This window comes from Bacteroides sp. PHL 2737 (assembly GCF_004115325.2).
GTDB classification, from domain to species: Bacteria; Bacteroidota; Bacteroidia; order Bacteroidales; family Bacteroidaceae; genus Bacteroides; species Bacteroides hominis.
The window spans coordinates 2,976,502-2,994,379 of record NZ_CP040630.1 but is presented as its reverse complement, the minus strand read 5'-3'; the positions used below and the strand labels follow the sequence as shown (position 1 = coordinate 2,994,379).

Sequence of the window (17,878 nt, the reverse complement as noted above, 5' to 3'; positions counted from 1 at the left end):
CAATATACCTATCGATCTTTTTTATTTTCTATATTGTCCAATTTAAGAACCCATGCATAATCACAAGGTAATTCATCTGCGTACAGAGAAGGCATTGTGATTTCAAGATCATTACCTTTTTGTTTCCAAAGGACTTTCTTATCTGATCCTAATAAAGCAATCTTAGTCTTATTCCTTGTTTGAACGTTTTTCAACACAATTTTATTTTTAGGATATTGAGGTAAAATAGCGTATACGTTTTCTCCCTTTTGGGTGAAAAAAACTTCTTTTACCGCATATCCGGGCTCCGGATCGACTGTCTGTTTCAATATAGCATCTCCACTGACATAATGCTTCTCTTTTGATTTCCACTCCCTGTTACCCTTAGTCCATTGGCATGAACGGTTCCAAGCGCGTGTCCCATAAATCGCTTCTCCGTTTACCTGCAGCCATTTACCTATCTGCAACAAGCGTTCCTGCATTATAGGAGGAATTTTGCCATTAGCGTTTGGACCAATATCCAATAGTAAGTTTCCACCTTGGCTAACTATGTTTGCAAGCGTCAATATTAATGCTTTCGGTGAAGTGTAATCTTCCAAATCTTCATTCTGATTATATCCAAAAGAGAGGCCAATTCCGCGGCACTCTTCCCATGGCTTATCAAAAGTACTGTTAGTACTGCTATATTCTCGTGTATAATAGTCACCATGTTTTCTGCCGGTGTTATTGGCCCAGCGGTCATTGACCACGATGCTGTCTTTTACCGGAGATTCTGAATACAACCAAGCTAATGTCCTTTCAGCTTGCCACTGTTTGTCATTTATCTGATCAGGACCGTCAGCCCATATCAGATCCGGCTTATAACGATTTACCAAATCTTGTAATTGCGGAAACCAATGGCGTTCATAAAACAAATCCATTGTCTCTTTATTATAAAGTGGATTATCCCATTCTCTTAAAGAAAAATAGCATCCGACTTTGATATCCGTTTTCCGTAACGCATCTACATATTCTCCCACCAGGTCACGATGTGCTCCAATTTCCATACTATTCCATGGTCTGCCATAGCTGATTGATGCCTCTCTACTTGGCCATAAGGCAAATCCATCATGATGCTTGGTTGTCAGCACTACATATTTTGCACCTGAGCGCTCAAATAAATCAGCCCATTCTTCGGGATCATAACTAAGAGCTTTGAACATGGGGGCAAAATCTGCGTAAGTGAAATCTTCTCCATACATTTTCCGATGGTAATCATATATTTCTGTTCCTGTAAAATTTCCATTACCCATCAATGTTCTTTTATCAAGCCAATATTTATACCATTCCGAATAAGTTCCTTTGGGCGACCATGCCGGTACAGAATATAATCCCCAATGTATAAAAATGCCAAATTTCGCATTTTCAAACCATGCAGGAACCGGCCTTTTATCTATAGACTCCCAATTCGGCTTATAAATAGGCTGCCCCATTAAAGGAATACATATTAGACAGAATAGAAGTAAGCAATATTTTTTCATATTATATAATTATATTAAATAAGTTATTTTACACTCACTCACAATGTTAGCAAAAAAGATTCATTTATACAAACTAATAAAAAAGATTCTTAGTAATAGCATGCAAAAACATACTATTACTAAGAAAAGAGTATCAAATATTAATAGAAATCACATTTGATATAACTAACATATTAAGTATGCAGATATTGTGTTATTCTTCATACCCTGGAGTTTGCTTTATTGACGGATCTTTATCAAGCATATTCTGTTCAATAGGCCAAAGAACTTTGTGACTCTCTGTCGCTTCATTTAAGATTGGCACTCCATTATTTTTCAAATTAGCTTCTTTACAGAATACTAAATGCTTACCACCTTTTGTCAGAGTCATGCGTAACACATCCCACCAACGTTGCCCTTCTTGAACAAATTCTTTATCTTTTTCATGTAATATGGCCAACTCATTTTGAGTGAAATCTCCTGATTTATACCCATGCTTATTTTCGTCCCAATTGGAAGCATAAGCACGTTTACGAACCAGGTTGATATATTTCTCAACACCAGAATTATCACTTTCCATATTAGCAATTTCGGCTAATGAAAGATAAACCCAAGGTAGACGATAGAATGCATAATCCCCACAAAAAACACGATTGCCTTCAGAATTTATGTAACCTATATTCTTTTGGACATGAGTTCCCCAAAGACTTAAATTACCATCTTTATCTTTTTTATAAGAAGCCAGGAAAGTCGCATCACGACGAGTGTCTTCTACGTCAAATAATTGAAAGAGTTCAGGAATATACTCACACCATTGAGCACCACTTTTCTTTAATCCTAAAGGATCGTTCCATGGAGTCCCATCTTCACGAAAACCTCCTTTATCTATCTCTCCCTGACTCATGTATGTATAGTTGACATTTCTATTGGTCGCTTCTCCTTCAAGATAACGAATCGCAAATATTATTTCATTGTTGCCTTTATGGGATTTAGCTTCGAAAACATCTGAAAAATTATCCATCATACTCAGACCGTAATTATCAATGACACTCTGTAAATGTTGTTTTGCTACTGCCAAATCAGCAATATTAGCCTCGTTGTCACCTGTAGTAACCTTGGAAGTCCATAGATAAACTTCTCCCATCAAACACTCAGTAGCTGCTTTGGACCAATATACTTTTTTACCGCGATTATATGGATCAAAAGCTGTTACATTGCCAAAATACTCCATTGAAAGATCCAAATCTTTCTTGATTTGCGTCATTACTTCTTTAGGTGTTGCACGAGCCATATATAATTTATTGGGATCAAGCACTCCATCAATTACTTCTACATCCAATCTCAAAGGTACACCGCCATAAATACGATAAAGTTCAAAATAGATAAAAGCACGTAAACCATATGCCTGTCCTAAATAAAATTTCTTCTTGGCATCATCTACATAATCTGCTTTCGTCACACGGTCAATAAATAAATTAATATTAGCCAAACGTCCATAATGACCTCCAAAACCGGTTACACCTGTATTGTTCTTATCAAAATTCTGCAATATAATACTGCCATAATATAGTGCGTTACCATCAGATGCATTGCCACTTTTATAGATTCCTCCTCTTAGTTCTCCGAAGGTGAAAATGTGTTGTTCGGCTACATCACGCAGATGTTTATGAAGACCATCCATATAACCGGTAACTTGTGCTTCAGTGGTCCAATAAGAACCACTTCCGTAAAAATCAATTGGAGATAAATCCAATAAATCACTGCATGAAGTCATTATGCCACCAGATATTACCAGTAACATACCTGATATAATTATTGATTTTATTGTTTTCATATTTCTTATATTTCAAATTATTAAAATGTAACATTAATACCGAAGAGTAAAGTACGCGGTAAGGCATATCCAGAACCGGCACTTGAAACTTCCGGAGTTGCTACATTGGCTGAAGTAATATATCCTAAGTTTTGACCTGTTACAGATACATCTAATTTCTGGCAATAAAATTTCCGTGCGATATTCTGAGGTAAAGAATAAGACAAAGAGAGCTCACGGATTGCCAGATAATTACCTTTATAAGCAAACATGGTAGAGGTACGATAATAATTGGCAGTGCCTAACTGATCGGCCCATACATATCTTGGATATTTAGCGTTAGGATTTTCTTCGCTCCAAGTATTGAATACATCGGTTGTTGTATTATATCCACCTTGCATACATCCCAAGAACCAAGGAGTCGTATTATCATAAATCCAATAGTCCAATGCAAAGTCGAAGCGTCCATACAGCGTCAAACCTTTCCATGTCAATGTAGTATTGAAACCACCGAACCAATGAGGAGTCGTATTCCCTATTACTATCTGATCAAAAGCATCAATCATACCATCATTATTAATGTCTTTCCATTTTACATCACCGGGTTCAATCTGAAGAGCTTTCGCTTTTTCTGCATCTGACAATGCAGCATACGCTTTCGGACCATATTGATATTTTCCTTGATAATTTCCTGTTTTTACGACCAGATCTTCAGGAATATCCTTCCAATCTTTATATAATCCTTCCGCTTTATATCCGACTAAAATACCCGGTTCCTGTCCTTCTTGTTTGCCACCTACAAAAATTACTTCATCTACTTGATTCCCCGCTTCATCTAAAACTTTACGTCCGGTATAAATTTGCTGGCCACCAATACGATTCTTTGGCTGACCATTGTTCGGTAAGGTAACAACTTTATTTTTATTATACGAAATATTACCTCCCATTTTCCAAGTCCAATCTTTTATCTTGAGTATTGTACCAGATAGCTCCATCTCAACACCACTGTTACGAAAATCTCCATTATTATTCTTTACTGATGAAAAACCGGTAGTAGTAGGCAAGCTCAAATCAGCATATTTATCCATCGTTAAACGGTTATAATAAGTAAAGTTTGCGTTCAGTCGGTTATCAAAGAAGCTTAAGTCTATACCAACTTCAGTTGTACGGGTCTTTTCCCATTTTAATCCCGGATTAGGGAGAGAGCCAATCAGATATCCTACATTACCATTGTATTTTTGAGAATTATAAGAACCCTGTAAAGTATAAGCTCCAATACCTGTTGCATTACCATTCACACCATAGCTGAAGCGTAACTTACCAAAAGACAAATCAGGAACGGCATTTTTTATGAAGTCTTCTTTGCCAAAAATCCATCCGGCAGATACTCCCGGGAAAAATCCCCAACGGTTATCCCCAAGCAACGAAGAATAACCATCATAACGGAACACCCCTGATAACAGATATTTCCCCAGATAATCATAATTCAAACGACCAAAATAAGAAAGAATGCGATACTGGCTATGCCATGAATCAATTGTGCGCTTCCCTTCCCCGTTATCTGTCAGGTTGAGATCTGCAAAATCGTCAGTAGGAGCACCGGAACCTGCCGCACTAAATCCTTTTGTCTTTTTATCGTAGTATTCAGAACCCAACATGACATCTATATTATGATTTTGAGCAAATGTGTTATTATAATTTAGTACCACATTATAAGTTTGAGAGAAGTCACGTTCAAATTTGGCAGAAGAAGATCTAGTTGTATTGAATTTACCCGGAGCTGTTTCGAAATCTTTGGTAAAACTCTCATAGACACCTTCCGAATAATACCAGTTGGCGGTACCTTTAATTACGAGGTTCTTCATTGGCCTGATTTCCAACGATTGGATCATTGTAAATTTATCTGTTTGGTTATCTACAAGCCATTTTTCAGGCTGATATGACTGGTTTCCATCGCTATGATTAGGACCGAGAACAGGATTTCCATCTTCATCTTCATATCGAACAGTAGGGGGTAAAGACATTATACATCCAAAATAGTTCCCTTCATTATCTTGCGAACCGGGCATAGAACGCCAATTAGCACGATTGTAATTAAAATTAGAACTTGCGGTAATCCAATCAGCCAACTTATAACTGCCATTGAAAATAAAGCTATAACGCTCATAAAAAGAAGAAATGGGAAGTCCTTCTGATTTATTATACCCTAAACCAGCATAATAAGTTCCTTTATCATTTCCACCTGACATATTTACATTATAATCCTGAGTTAGAGAAGGGTTATTCAAATTATAATCAGAGGGTCTGATATCTTTATAAAGAAGGGTCACTGAAGGATCAAGCGGATCCTGCATTTGTTGCCAGCCTTTATTCAATAGAAATTCGTTTTCGTTGTCCTTTACCAGTAAATTCCAAACCAAATCGCTGCCATATTTATTTCCTGTCCCATAAGCGGAGGCACCATCCAATGATGATTTACTGGCCCATGGTGTCGTATCATAGGCTGTACGTAAAGCTGTGATAAAATCCTTAGCTCCTAGAAAATCATAGGGATTATTAATGTAGTTCATACCTACCTTAGCCTTAAGATTAATTTCCGCCTTACCGGCTTTACCCGTTTTGGTTGTAATCAATATTACACCATTACTGGCTCGTGCACCATACAATGCAGTAGCACCTGCATCCTTCAAAACTTCCATAGATTCGATATCTTCCGGATTGATATCATTTAAACCGTCACGGAGCTGTCCGTCGACCATTACTAAAGGAGAACCTGATCCATCCCATTCTGTACCTCCACGGAGTACAATGGTCGGTGTACTTCCTGGATTACCGGAACTCTGTGTCACTTTTAAACCGGAAACCGCACCTGATAGCGCTTGTGCCGGATTAGAAAAGACACCAACCTTTAATGATTCCTCACTAACTTTTGAAATAGAGTTCGTAACCTTCGTACGTAGCTGTTTACCACCATAACCGGTAACAACCACTTCATCCAGCATTTCAGAGTCTTCCTTCAACTTAATATTAAAAGAATTTTTGCCTTTTACGTCGATTACTTGAGGCTGATAACCAACATAAGATACTTTGATCTTTCCATTGGGATCGACCATTAACGTAAACTTGCCGTCAAGGTTAGTTATTACACCATTGGTGGTACCGACCTCGACAACACTTGCTCCGATGACTGTTTCACCGATAGCATCCGTAACCACGCCTGTGATTGATTTCTTTTGCGCCATGGCTCCGATGGAACATAACAAGCACAAAATCAAGAAGATGGTTTTCTTCATAAGTATTGCTTTTTGAGTTAATAATAAAGATGTTTATATGTGTTTTTAAAACTGTTTGCTAAGTTCTATCGGGACGGTAGGCGAAACAGAATGAAAGAAAGATAACACAACAGAACATCAATAAACTCATTTACAAACAATTACAAATAATACAATCATGTAAAAAAGGGAAAAATTGAATACTGTTTTTAATGAAAAAGTAGTGGTATCATAATAGTATAAAACAACAAAGTAGAACCCCTAAAATTGAGAGGAAATCAATATAAGAAACACATAAGAACAATAAAAGAACCCTATCTAATGAAGTATGAAAAAAAAAATACAGATGAAGAGAGAAATATATCAAGCTATCCAATATCTTTATTAACATTTTTATACAAATATCCAAAGAGAATATTTAAAATGGTTGTTAGATTATAATAATGTCACATTTATAGTCGTCGTTGTTATGTAACTATGATTATAATTCACCTCCAATAAAAAAGCCAACTGACTTATCATCAGTTGGCTTATATTTATATTATCCAGAAAACATCCCCGAATATTGTTAACAACTTTTACTTATTTATAACCTGGAGTTTGTTCCAATTTGGGGTCATTGTTCAACGTATTGACATCTATTGGCCACAACAATTTATAGGCTTCACTTTCTTTGATTAACGAAGTTCTCTCATCGGGAGTCTCATTATTAGGGTAGTTAGCTTCAGCAGAAAAAGCTAATGATTTTCCACTTGCGTCATGCATCCGTACTATATCAAACCAACGTTTTCCTTCCCAAACAAACTCCTTGTCTCTTTCATGTAAGATAGCCAATTCATTTTCAGAGTAACTTCCATCAGTGTATGCAAAACTCTTTGGATCCCAATCTTTAGCATAAGCACGCTTACGAACTTCATTAATGTAAGATGCACATTTTCCATTTAGCCCATTTTCTATCTCTGCCATCATTAATAATACATCAGCATAACGATATACAATAATATCTGTATCAAATATCCGCTGATTATTAGAATTGATAGAACCAATTCCCTTTTTCATAGCAATGCCAAATCCCTCTTTCTTTGCACTGGCATAATGATCCATGAATGTAGCGTCACGTCGTATATCTTCATCATCATATGAATCCCAAAGTGCCTTCTTATATTCATGAAGAAATTGTCCTACTGTCCCTTTTAAATCCAAAGTATCTTGCATCAATTTTCCATCACGACCATAACGTTGTCCTTCGAATATGTTGCCATAATAAATAAAAGGACCTGCCCAATTGGTTGCTTCTCCATCCTTAAAATGAATAGCAAAAATAATTTCATCATTTGCTTTCTTAGAGAAAATCTCTGAAAAATCATTTAATAATGAAAATTGGTTAATCAAAGGTTGAAGAGCTGATTGAGCAATTGCTAGATCACTATTCCCTGTTGCTTGATGATCACCTGTAGTTACTTTTGCTGACCACATGTAAACCTCTGCTTTCAACATTAAAGTTGCATATTTCGTCCACATTGCTCTATTTATGGTAAAATTGCTTCCGAAATTAGATTCAGATGCTTCAAGGTCACTCTTAATGAAATTGAGTATTGTTTCTGGAGTAGAACGTTCTGTATAGAGAGCATCTGCTGAAATCTTTCCCCCTTCAAGTACTTTTACATCAGTAATCAAAGGTACTCCACCATAAGTTCTATATAACATAAAATAATACAGTGCTCTTAAACCATGTGCTTGACCTAAATAAAATCCCCTTTTACTTTCACTTAAGAAAGAACATCCATTAGAAACCTCTGATATAAAGTGGTTTAATTGCATAATCCTGCCATATAGATCATACCAATTGCTAATACCAGTGTTATCTTTAGTCAGCATATTGTTTTTAATAGGATCACTATAGGTCATAGATGTACCTAATGATGATGTACCATAGCGAGATGTTCCACCACGAGCTTCCCCAAGTACATAGAACATGGTATAGGAACTCCGCAGATTATTGTGCAAACCATTCATATATCCCTCAACTTGGGCTTCTTTAGTCCAAAAGTTACCACTACCATAGTAATCTTCCGGCGAAAGGTCCAGAGCGTCACATGATACATACAGTAACGCAGATAAAAATAATAAAATAGATGTTATCTTTTTCATATTTATTACGATGTTAATTTTTTAAAAGGAAACATTAACTCCAAAAATAATAGTCCGTGGTAATGGATATCCCCCATTATTGCTACTATTTTCCGGAGAATATATATGTTCAGCTTCTGTCAAATAGCCAAGATTTTGTCCGGTAATAGAGAAGGAAACATCACTCATTCCTGCCTTCTTAACCAACTGTGAAGGTAGTCTATATGCTAAGCTAAGTTCACGGAGAGCTAAGTAATTGCCATTGAATGTAAACATAGAGCTACTACGTGCATAATTACGTTTTCCTAGCTGATCAGCCCATGTGTAAGTGGGGTATTGTGCATTTGGATTTTCAGGGGACCATGTGTCTTTGGTATCTGAAATCGTATTGTAAGTTCCTTGCATGTTACCCATAATCCAAGGAGTTCTCCAGTCAATAACTGTAAAACCTAAAGCGTAATCAAAACGTGCTGATAATGTCAAATCTTTCCAAGATACAGTTGTATTGAAACCACCCGTCCATTTAGGTGTTGTATTGCCGACTTTCACTTGGTCATATACATCAATCACTCCATCACCATTTACATCTTTCCATTTTACATCACCCGGTTGAATAGGGAGACCTTTACTTTTTTCTTGATCGGTTAATTTAGCCCATGCTTCCGGACCATATAAAACTTTATTGTTAGAACCATTATTTCCTACAGACTTATCAATCAAATTACCAGGAATTTCTGATTCACTTCTATATAGCCCTTCTGCTTTATATGCGTAAATATCGCCAGGACGTTGCCCTTCCTGATATCCTCCAACCCACATCTTCTCGTAACTTCCATCATCTAATTTACGGCCTGTATATACTTCCATCGCATTCTGACGATTTCTCTCGAGTCCATTATATGGCAGTTCTAGGATTTTATTTATATTATAGGCCGCATTGAAGTTGATGTCCCATTTCCAATCCCGCTTTTCAAGAACTTTAAATCCAAATTCCAGTTCAAGACCTTGATTTTGGAATTTTCCATTATTTGAGGTTATACCAGAAACTCCAGATGAAGATGGCAAAGGAATAGTGGCATATTTATCGTCTGTCTTACGATTGTAATATGTCATGTTAGCATTAATTTTGTTTGCCAGAAAGCTTAAGTCCATACCTACTTCAAAAGTCTGTGACCTTTCCCACTGTAAATAAGGAATAGGAAGAGAACCCAATAAATATCCTGTATTACCATTATATTTGTTGCTGCCATAAGAACCTTGAACGGTATAGTTGCCTACCCAATCCTTATTTACATTCCCATTTAAGCCGTAACTTGCACGCAATTTAGCGAAAGAAACCACTTGCTGAAGAGACTCCATAAACTTCTCTTTTCCGAAAACCCATCCTGCAGAAATACCCGGGAACACTCCCCAACGATTATCTTTTGCTAATTTAGAATATCCATCTTTTCTTAATACCAGTGATACTAAGTACTTACTTTGGAAGTCATAATTTATACGTCCAAAGAAAGACATGATGCGTTGGCGACTGTGCCATGAATCGATATTACGTTTTCCTTCTTCATTACTTGTAAATTGGAGATCACCGAAATCATCGGTTGGGGCTCCGGAACCAGAAGCATTAAATCCTTTTTGATAAGCATCATAATATTCGAAACCTAACATGGCAGCCAGATAATGATCCTTTGTAATCTGGTAATCATAATTTAAGACGGCGTTATAAGTCTGATTTAGTGTTCGATCGTATTCAGCTGAAGTAGAACGGGATGTGTTCATATTATTGGGACTTGACAGATAGTCTTGATTGAAAGCTTCATATTTAGCTTCATCAAAATACCAGTTTGCTGTTAGCTTTAAATTCAATCCTTTCATCAATTTTATATCGAAAGATTGTACCATGGTAAATTTGTCGGTATTGTTATCACGCTTAAATTTACTTAGATTAAATGCTTGATTTCCATCTGAGGAATTAGGCCCCAATAACATTTCGCCATCAGCATTATACCCACGGAAAGAAGGAGGCAATGAAAGCATTCGGTTGAAATATTCCACTTCACCTCTGGAACCCGGAGAGAGTCCATACCAAGTAGCATCTGCAAAATTGAATGAAGAATTAGATGTGAGCCAAGACTTAATTTTATAATCAGCATTGAATGTAAAAGTTAAGCGTTTATACCAGTTACCGGTAGCTGTACCATCTGTACTGTTGTATCCGATGCCAGCATAGTAGTTTCCTTTATCATTACCACCAGAAATACTGATGTTATAGTCCTGAGAAAGAGAAGGGGTATTTAGATTGAATGATGCAGGATCTGTATTTTTGTATATTAACTGATCGCCATATACAGGATCTGTCATAGTTTGCCAACCTTGTTTCAATAAAAAAGCCAAATCATCAGTATACTTCATCGTACTCCATACAGCGCGTACGTCTTTGTTTCCATCAAGCACGGCCCCAGTGCTAGGATCAAAATAAAGATTACCTGTACCGTATGGAGTTGCATTATTTAAGCTATTCATATCCGCAGTACCAACCCAATTGCCTTTAGAGTCTTTATAAATTTGTCCAGAACGCTGATAGGCTGTACGCATCCAGTAAATATAGTCACCTGCATTCATGAATTCATATGGACTATTATAATAGTTGATACCGACTTTAGCTTTTACACTAACTTCGCCTTTTCCTTCTTTACCGCGTTTAGTAGTAACTAAGATCACACCATTATTGGCACGAGCACCATAGATAGCAGTAGCACCAGCATCCTTTAGAACCTCCATTGATTCAATATCTTCAGGATTGATATCACTCAAGCTACCACGAACTTGTCCATCGACTAATACCAAGGGAGACCCTGTCCCATTATAATCGGTCCCACCACGCAAAATTATAGTAGGAGTCGCTCCTGGGTCACCCGATGTTTGAAGAACACGTACACCAGATACAGCTCCAGACAAAGCTTGTGCCGGATTAGAAAAAAGTCCTTTTTGTAGAACATCATCTTTTACCTTTGCGATAGAGTTCGTAACCTTCGTACGTAGCTGTTTACCACCATAACCGGTAACAACCACTTCATCCAGCATTTCAGAGTCTTCCTTCAACTTAATATTAAAAGAATTTTTGCCTTTTATGTCGATTACTTGAGGCTGATAACCAACATAAGATACTTTGATCTTTCCATTGGGATCGACCATTAACGTAAACTTGCCGTCAAGGTTAGTTATTACACCATTGGTGGTACCGACCTCGACAACACTTGCTCCGATGACTGTTTCACCGATAGCATCCGTAACCACGCCTGTGATTGATTTCTTTTGCGCCATGGCTCCGATGGAACATAACAAGCACAAAATCAAGAAGATGGTTTTCTTCATAAGTATTGCTTTTTGAGTTAATAATAAAGATGTTTATATGTGTTTTTAAAACTGTTTGCTAAGTTCTATCGGGACGGTAACCCAAATGTGGAGAAATGGAATAATAAGCACATTTAATAAACAGCTAACATACAGCAATTTAAATAATTCACATAATTATAAAAAAGAAAAAAATAGACCCATTATTTATAAATATTAGCGGTAGCATAAGGGTATAAATGACAAACAAATAAGGTTATATTATAAATATAATCTTCATAATTAACTTATATCATAATAGACAAGACGTTAGTTTAAAATAGTTGACATATATAAATTGGCATATCGAAAAGAACACAATTAGCTATTAACATTATTATACAAAGCGTCAGAGAAATCTTATGAAACATTGTACTTGAAATAATAGAAATAGAGTTATCTTTGTAACCGCGGTTACAGTAACGCCCGTTACAAAGTAAGGACTAAATAAACAAAGAATATGAAGTTTTACAATAGGGAGAATGAATTGGCTGAATTACAAAGGATACAAGAATTATCTTTTGGAGAGAACTCTCGTCTGACAGTAGTTACCGGAAGAAGAAGGATAGGTAAGACAAGTCTTATTATGAGAGCCTTTGAAAAAACTCCTACTATCTATTTGTTTGTGGGGAGAAAAAATGAAGCATCTCTATGTCGGGAATTCATAACCTTAGTTTCCCAGGCACTTGATATTTATGTACCAGAAGAAATATCGACTTTCAAATCCCTCTTTCGGTATATTATGGAAACTGCTACCAGACAATCATTCAATTTGGTTATAGATGAGTTCCAAGAATTCTACAATATCAATAAGTCAATTTATAGTGATATACAAGATATCTGGGATCAGTATAGACAAAAAACCCACATGAATTTCGTTGTGAGTGGCTCTATTTATTCTTTAATGGAAAAGATTTTTCATAGTGAAAAGGAGCCGCTTTTTGGCCGTGCTGACAACATTATAAAACTTTCTGCTTTCAGTCTGAATGTATTAAAGAAGATCATGAAAGACTATCATCCCCAATATACAAATGATGATTTATTGGCATTATACTCATTTTCTGGTGGAGTTCCTAAATACGTCGAATTATTTTGTGATAACAGAGTGTTAACCGTTGATGAAATGATCGATTTTATGGTCAGAGACAACTCCCCCTTTACAGATGAAGGAAAAAATCTATTAATAGAGGAATTCGGCAAGAATTACGGTACTTACTTCTCAATCCTGAGCGCCATCTCTGGCGGATATAATACTCAGACGGAAATAGAAGCACTACTTGGCGAAAAGAGTCTGGGCGGTTATCTAAAGCGATTAATTGAAGACTATAACATAGTAGTACGCCAACGTCCTGTCTTTTCTAAAGAGGGTTCTCAAACTGTCAGATATGAAATATGCGATAACTTTATTCATTTCTGGTTTAATTATTTCGATAGAAATCGTTCACTCATTGAAATAAAAAACTTCGTTGGCTTACGAAAATTAATAAAAGCTGACTATCCGACATATTCAGGAAAAATCCTGGAACAGTATTTTAAGCAAAAATATGCTGAAAGTTATGAGTTCCGTCTTATTGGTTCGTGGTGGGAGCCCAAAGGCAATCAAAACGAAATTGACATTGTAGCTATTTATTTAGATAACAAAAGTGCAATTGTAGCAGAAGTCAAACGTCAAAAAAAGAATTTCAAGCCAGAACTTTTCCAAAAGAAAGTGGAGCACTTAGAGAATAAAGTTTTGGCTAAATACCAAATAAATACAGTCTGTTTATCATTAGAGGATATGTAGTAGATAAATGTTCATTAGTAAAATGATAAAAGTATCTCGCTATGGAGCAGCCTGTTTTTTGAATACCCCTTTTATCAATTTGATATATTGGTACAGATCTGACATTTTGTATTTCTTGATGTCTCTACATCGTGCTAATCAGAGGGATGAGAGGAACCAGAATAGAAAAAACAAAATCTGAACCGTTTTATCAAATCAAAGGAAAAGTGAAATCACGATTCTACGATCAAAAAGCATATTTTTACCGACTTACGATTTACTTTTGCATAGAGATATTTCAAAAAAGGAACATAGCCACATATTTCTTTTTTCTTAATTTCATTGTCAAATAGAACATATAAAAGATTATTTTCACACTCTTAGCAGTGATTTAGACCGTCTGTTGACAGAGAACTAACAACTTGTTTTCAAGAAATTAATTTCGTATCTGTACGAAGTTAACTTCTTGAAAACACAAAGTTAACATTCTGATTTTAGCCAGTTAATATCTTCCGGTAGCAGTAATGAATTTATATACATTACTTTTGCCAATACAGTATATTATTCCTCAATTTATTCATATTATCTTCTATTTGTAGGATAGGAGATAATATTACAGGATTCTCAAACAAATAAAATACTATCTTTTTGCATCATATCTTATACTGTCACTTACTATATGTCCAATTGTATATTTCAGCAATTAAAAGGAGCATATCAAAAAATAAAACTATATTTGTAAAATCTATAAAATTTAAATCACATGAAAAATATTTTTTTAATAATTGGAATATCACTATTTTTTAATGGCAGCCTATATGCTCAGTCCGATGGCTGGTCTCCTAAGGATCATAATTTAATCACGTCTGCACGTGAGGACGGGCGATTTTTAAGCTCTTATGGTGTAGTGCACGCTATGCTCAGAAATACTAAGCCATGTTATGCTTTTCATGATGACTTCTCTCCCAAACAATTTCGAAAATGGCAAAAAGGACTTCGCCATGCGATGGAAGAAATAATGAAATTTCCTCAAATAAAAAATTCTCCTGCTCCTGTTTGTATAAAAAGAGAACAGCGGGAAGGTTATCGATTAGAAAAATGGGAATTTTATCCGCTTCCTGAATGCGTTTCTACTTTTCTTGTTTTAATACCTGATAATATAAATAAACCCGTACCTGCCATTTTATGTATTCCCGGTTCCGGAGGAAATAAGGAGGGACTTGCAGGTGAACCGGGGATAACTCCCCAATTGGACGACCGGTACAAAGATCCGAAACTGACCCAAGCCCTCAACTTTGTAAAAGAAGGATATATAGCGGTAGCAGTAGATAACCCGGCTGCCGGAGAAGCCTCAGACCTGGAGAGATATACTTTGGGCTCTAATTATGATTACGATGTTGTATCTCGCCATCTTTTAGAATTGGGATGGAGCTATTTGGGATACGCTTCATATTTGGATATGCAGGTTTTAAACTGGATGAAGACCCAGGATCATATTCGTAAAGATCGCATTGTAGTAAGTGGATTTTCTTTGGGAACCGAACCTATGATGGTATTGGGTACGCTTGATACTTCAATTTATGCTTTTGTTTACAATGATTTCTTATGTCAAACTCAAGAACGGGCGGAAGTGATAACTATGCCTGATAAAAACGGACGCCGTCCATTCCCTAATTCCATACGTCATTTAATACCTGATTTTTGGAAAAATTTCAATTTTCCAGACATTGTAGCAGCTTTGGCACCCCGTCCTATCATACTGACTGAAGGGGGATTAGATAGAGACTTGAATCTTGTAAGAAAAGCGTATGCTATAGCAGACGCTCCCGATAACGTGAAAGTATATCATTATAAGAAATTCGCAGATCCAAATACACGAAAAAATGTAAAACACTTACCTGAAGGACTGGATCGTAATGAATATTTTCGAATGGTAAATGTAGATGGTCCCAATCATTATTTTAAATCAGAACTGGTTGTACCATGGTTGAGAGAATTATTGGAAGAAAGATGAAATGTAGTAATTGAAACCTAAATAAACAATCAATTTTAATTGAGGAGACGGAAAACAAAAACAGGAAGAAAAGAATTTTGTTATCCGCCCTCTCATATCACCATGTATACTGTTCGGTACATGGCGATTCTTTATCTATGATACAATTTACTGTAATACTCCACCAAAGTGGGATATTTCGCCTGTTTCAGTTTGTCATTATTCAAATCAGAGGACGGATAAACGGAATCTACCTTTATGCAGATAGATAGTTATCGAGCTCTGTCTCGTCTTAATGGACGGACAAAAGACATGCCGTATACTAAACAAAGTACACGGCATGTTGGCAATTAAGATTAATCGTATTTAATAATACCTATTCTTGTTTTTTATAAGTAGCATACCCCGGAGTTTGATAAATCAAAGGATCATTACCCAATAAGGTTTTGTCAACCGGCCAAAGCACTTTATGAGCCTCAGTTGTTTCGTCTAAAGTAGGCGTATCTGTTCCAATGCTTCCCTCTTTACAAAAAACGAGATGTTTTCCTCCTTTAGTCAATGTCATGCGACGAATATCCCACCAACGCTGTCCCTCTTGAATGAACTCTTTATCTTTTTCATGAAGAATCGCTAATTCATTTGTTGTATAATCAGAGTTTTTATATCCGTATATTGCCTCATTCCAATTAGTGCCATAAGCACGTTTACGAACAATATTAATATATTGAGCAACATTTCCTCCTTGCATATTCTCAATTTCGGCAAGCATTAAATAGACAAGTGGCAAGCGATAAATAATATAATCACCACAATAGATACGGCTTCCCTGAGCATTCACATAACCAATGTTTTTACGAACATGCGTTCCTCTTAAGGTCAGCTCATTTGTCTCAACATTTTTATTATACGAAGCAATAAATGTAGCTTCACGCCGCGTATCTGTTACATCAAAACTATTATAAATTTCATGTTTATATTCCAACTGCTGACTACCTGTATTGGCAATATTCAATGCATCAAGAAATTTTTCACCATTAGCTAAATAATTATCTTTAGTACTTCCAGTAGCCATTGCATAGGTGAACAAATTATTGTTATTAGTGGCCTCACCTTCTGCATATCTAACTGCAAATATGATTTCAGAATTCCCTTTTCCATTTTTGGCATCGAATACTGATGAAAAGTCATCTAACATTTTCAGTCCATAATTGCTCAAGACGTTTTGCAAATGTGTTTTTGCTATTCCCAGATTCGATTCATTCGCAGAATCATCTCCAGTAGATACCTTGGAAATCCAAAGATAAACCTCACCCATCAAGCACTCAGTAGCGGCTTTGGACCAATATCCCTTTTTATTTCCACGATTATTTGGATCAAATGAGTTATTATCACCAAAATACTCCATGGATTTATCCAAGTCTTTTTTTATTTGATCCATGACTTCTTTGGGAGTAGCACGCGCCATGTATAGTTTATTGGGGTCAATAACTCCTTCTACTACATCTGCAGAGAGACGTAAAGGTACACCACCATAAGTGCGATACAAATCGAAATAGTAAAAGGCTCTTAAACCATAAGCTTGTCCAAGGTAATATCCTTTTTTGGTATCGTCCATATAGGTGGCATCCGTTACTCTGGCGATAAAGAGGTTTATATTAGTCAACCGCCCAAAAATATCACCAAATTTATTAATGCCTCCAGTATGGTCTTCGTCAAAATTCTGTAATTTTATGTCACCATATAACATACCCATGCCATCGGCACTAGTACCGGAACTTATTAAAGCACCACCACGGGCTTCTCCCCAAATAAAAGTATGCTGAAAGGCCGCATCACGTAAATGCTTATGTATACCATCCATATATCCTATTACGTGTGCTTCTGTTTTCCAATATGAACCACTCCCATAGTAATCAATCGGGGAAAGATCTAATTTATCGGCACAAGAAGTACAAAGTACTCCGGAAGAAGCTGCCAGTAGGCTATATAATATTGTAGATTTTATTCTTTTCATATTTATTCTATTTAGTAATTAATTAC

At 36.2% G+C, this 17,878-nt stretch carries 8 protein-coding genes; 2 read left to right on the top strand and 6 right to left on the bottom strand.

Annotated features, from left to right (window positions below):
• Nucleotides 1-8: 8 nt before the first annotated feature.
• The 5 genes from DBK98_RS12190 to DBK98_RS12170 form a co-directional block, all read right to left on the bottom strand.
• Nucleotides 9-1,451: an alpha-L-fucosidase gene (locus DBK98_RS12190; protein ID WP_032530379.1), complete on the bottom strand. Its 1,443-nt coding sequence runs from the start codon at nt 1,449-1,451 to the stop codon at nt 9-11.
• Between the two features lie 241 nt (nt 1,452-1,692).
• Nucleotides 1,693-3,312: a RagB/SusD family nutrient uptake outer membrane protein gene (locus DBK98_RS12185; protein ID WP_033572623.1), complete on the bottom strand. Its 1,620-nt coding sequence runs from the start codon at nt 3,310-3,312 to the stop codon at nt 1,693-1,695.
• Between the two features lie 20 nt (nt 3,313-3,332).
• On the bottom strand, nt 3,333-6,584 hold the full coding sequence (locus DBK98_RS12180; RefSeq protein ID WP_033572622.1) for a TonB-dependent receptor: 3,252 nt from the start codon (nt 6,582-6,584) through the stop codon (nt 3,333-3,335).
• Nucleotides 6,585-7,145: 561 nt separating this feature from the next.
• Nucleotides 7,146-8,714: a RagB/SusD family nutrient uptake outer membrane protein gene (locus DBK98_RS12175; RefSeq protein WP_032536311.1), complete on the bottom strand. Its 1,569-nt coding sequence runs from the start codon at nt 8,712-8,714 to the stop codon at nt 7,146-7,148.
• A gap of 21 nt (nt 8,715-8,735) precedes the next feature.
• The gene (locus DBK98_RS12170; RefSeq protein ID WP_032536312.1) at nt 8,736-12,065 is read right to left on the bottom strand and encodes a TonB-dependent receptor; all 3,330 of its coding nucleotides are present in this window, start codon (nt 12,063-12,065) and stop codon (nt 8,736-8,738) included.
• Nucleotides 12,066-12,543: 478 nt separating this feature from the next.
• Between DBK98_RS12170 and DBK98_RS12165 the strand changes: the two genes are divergently transcribed.
• Both DBK98_RS12165 and DBK98_RS12160 read left to right on the top strand, forming a co-directional pair.
• Entirely contained in the window at nt 12,544-13,866 is a 1,323-nt protein-coding gene (locus DBK98_RS12165; protein WP_005809009.1) for an ATP-binding protein, read from the top strand.
• Between the two features lie 742 nt (nt 13,867-14,608).
• The gene (locus DBK98_RS12160) at nt 14,609-15,859 is read left to right on the top strand and encodes an alpha/beta hydrolase family protein (RefSeq protein WP_032536313.1); all 1,251 of its coding nucleotides are present in this window, start codon (nt 14,609-14,611) and stop codon (nt 15,857-15,859) included.
• 355 nt (nt 15,860-16,214) lie between these two features.
• Here the strand turns inward: DBK98_RS12160 and DBK98_RS12155 are convergent, their stop codons facing one another.
• The gene (locus DBK98_RS12155) at nt 16,215-17,852 is read right to left on the bottom strand and encodes a RagB/SusD family nutrient uptake outer membrane protein (protein WP_005809011.1); all 1,638 of its coding nucleotides are present in this window, start codon (nt 17,850-17,852) and stop codon (nt 16,215-16,217) included.
• Nucleotides 17,853-17,878: the final 26 nt, after the last annotated feature.

Coding starts and splice junctions, on each gene's coding strand:
- DBK98_RS12155 (WP_005809011.1), bottom strand. CDS start 17,852: ATGAAAAGAATAAAATCTACAATATTATATAGCCTACTGGCAGCTTCT.
- DBK98_RS12160 (WP_032536313.1), top strand. CDS start 14,609: ATGAAAAATATTTTTTTAATAATTGGAATATCACTATTTTTTAATGGC.
- DBK98_RS12165 (WP_005809009.1), top strand. CDS start 12,544: ATGAAGTTTTACAATAGGGAGAATGAATTGGCTGAATTACAAAGGATA.
- DBK98_RS12185 (WP_033572623.1), bottom strand. CDS start 3,312: ATGAAAACAATAAAATCAATAATTATATCAGGTATGTTACTGGTAATA.
- DBK98_RS12190 (WP_032530379.1), bottom strand. CDS start 1,451: ATGGGGCAGCCTATTTATAAGCCGAATTGGGAGTCTATAGATAAAAGG.
- DBK98_RS12170 (WP_032536312.1), bottom strand. CDS start 12,065: ATGAAGAAAACCATCTTCTTGATTTTGTGCTTGTTATGTTCCATCGGA.
- DBK98_RS12180 (WP_033572622.1), bottom strand. CDS start 6,584: ATGAAGAAAACCATCTTCTTGATTTTGTGCTTGTTATGTTCCATCGGA.
- DBK98_RS12175 (WP_032536311.1), bottom strand. CDS start 8,714: ATGAAAAAGATAACATCTATTTTATTATTTTTATCTGCGTTACTGTAT.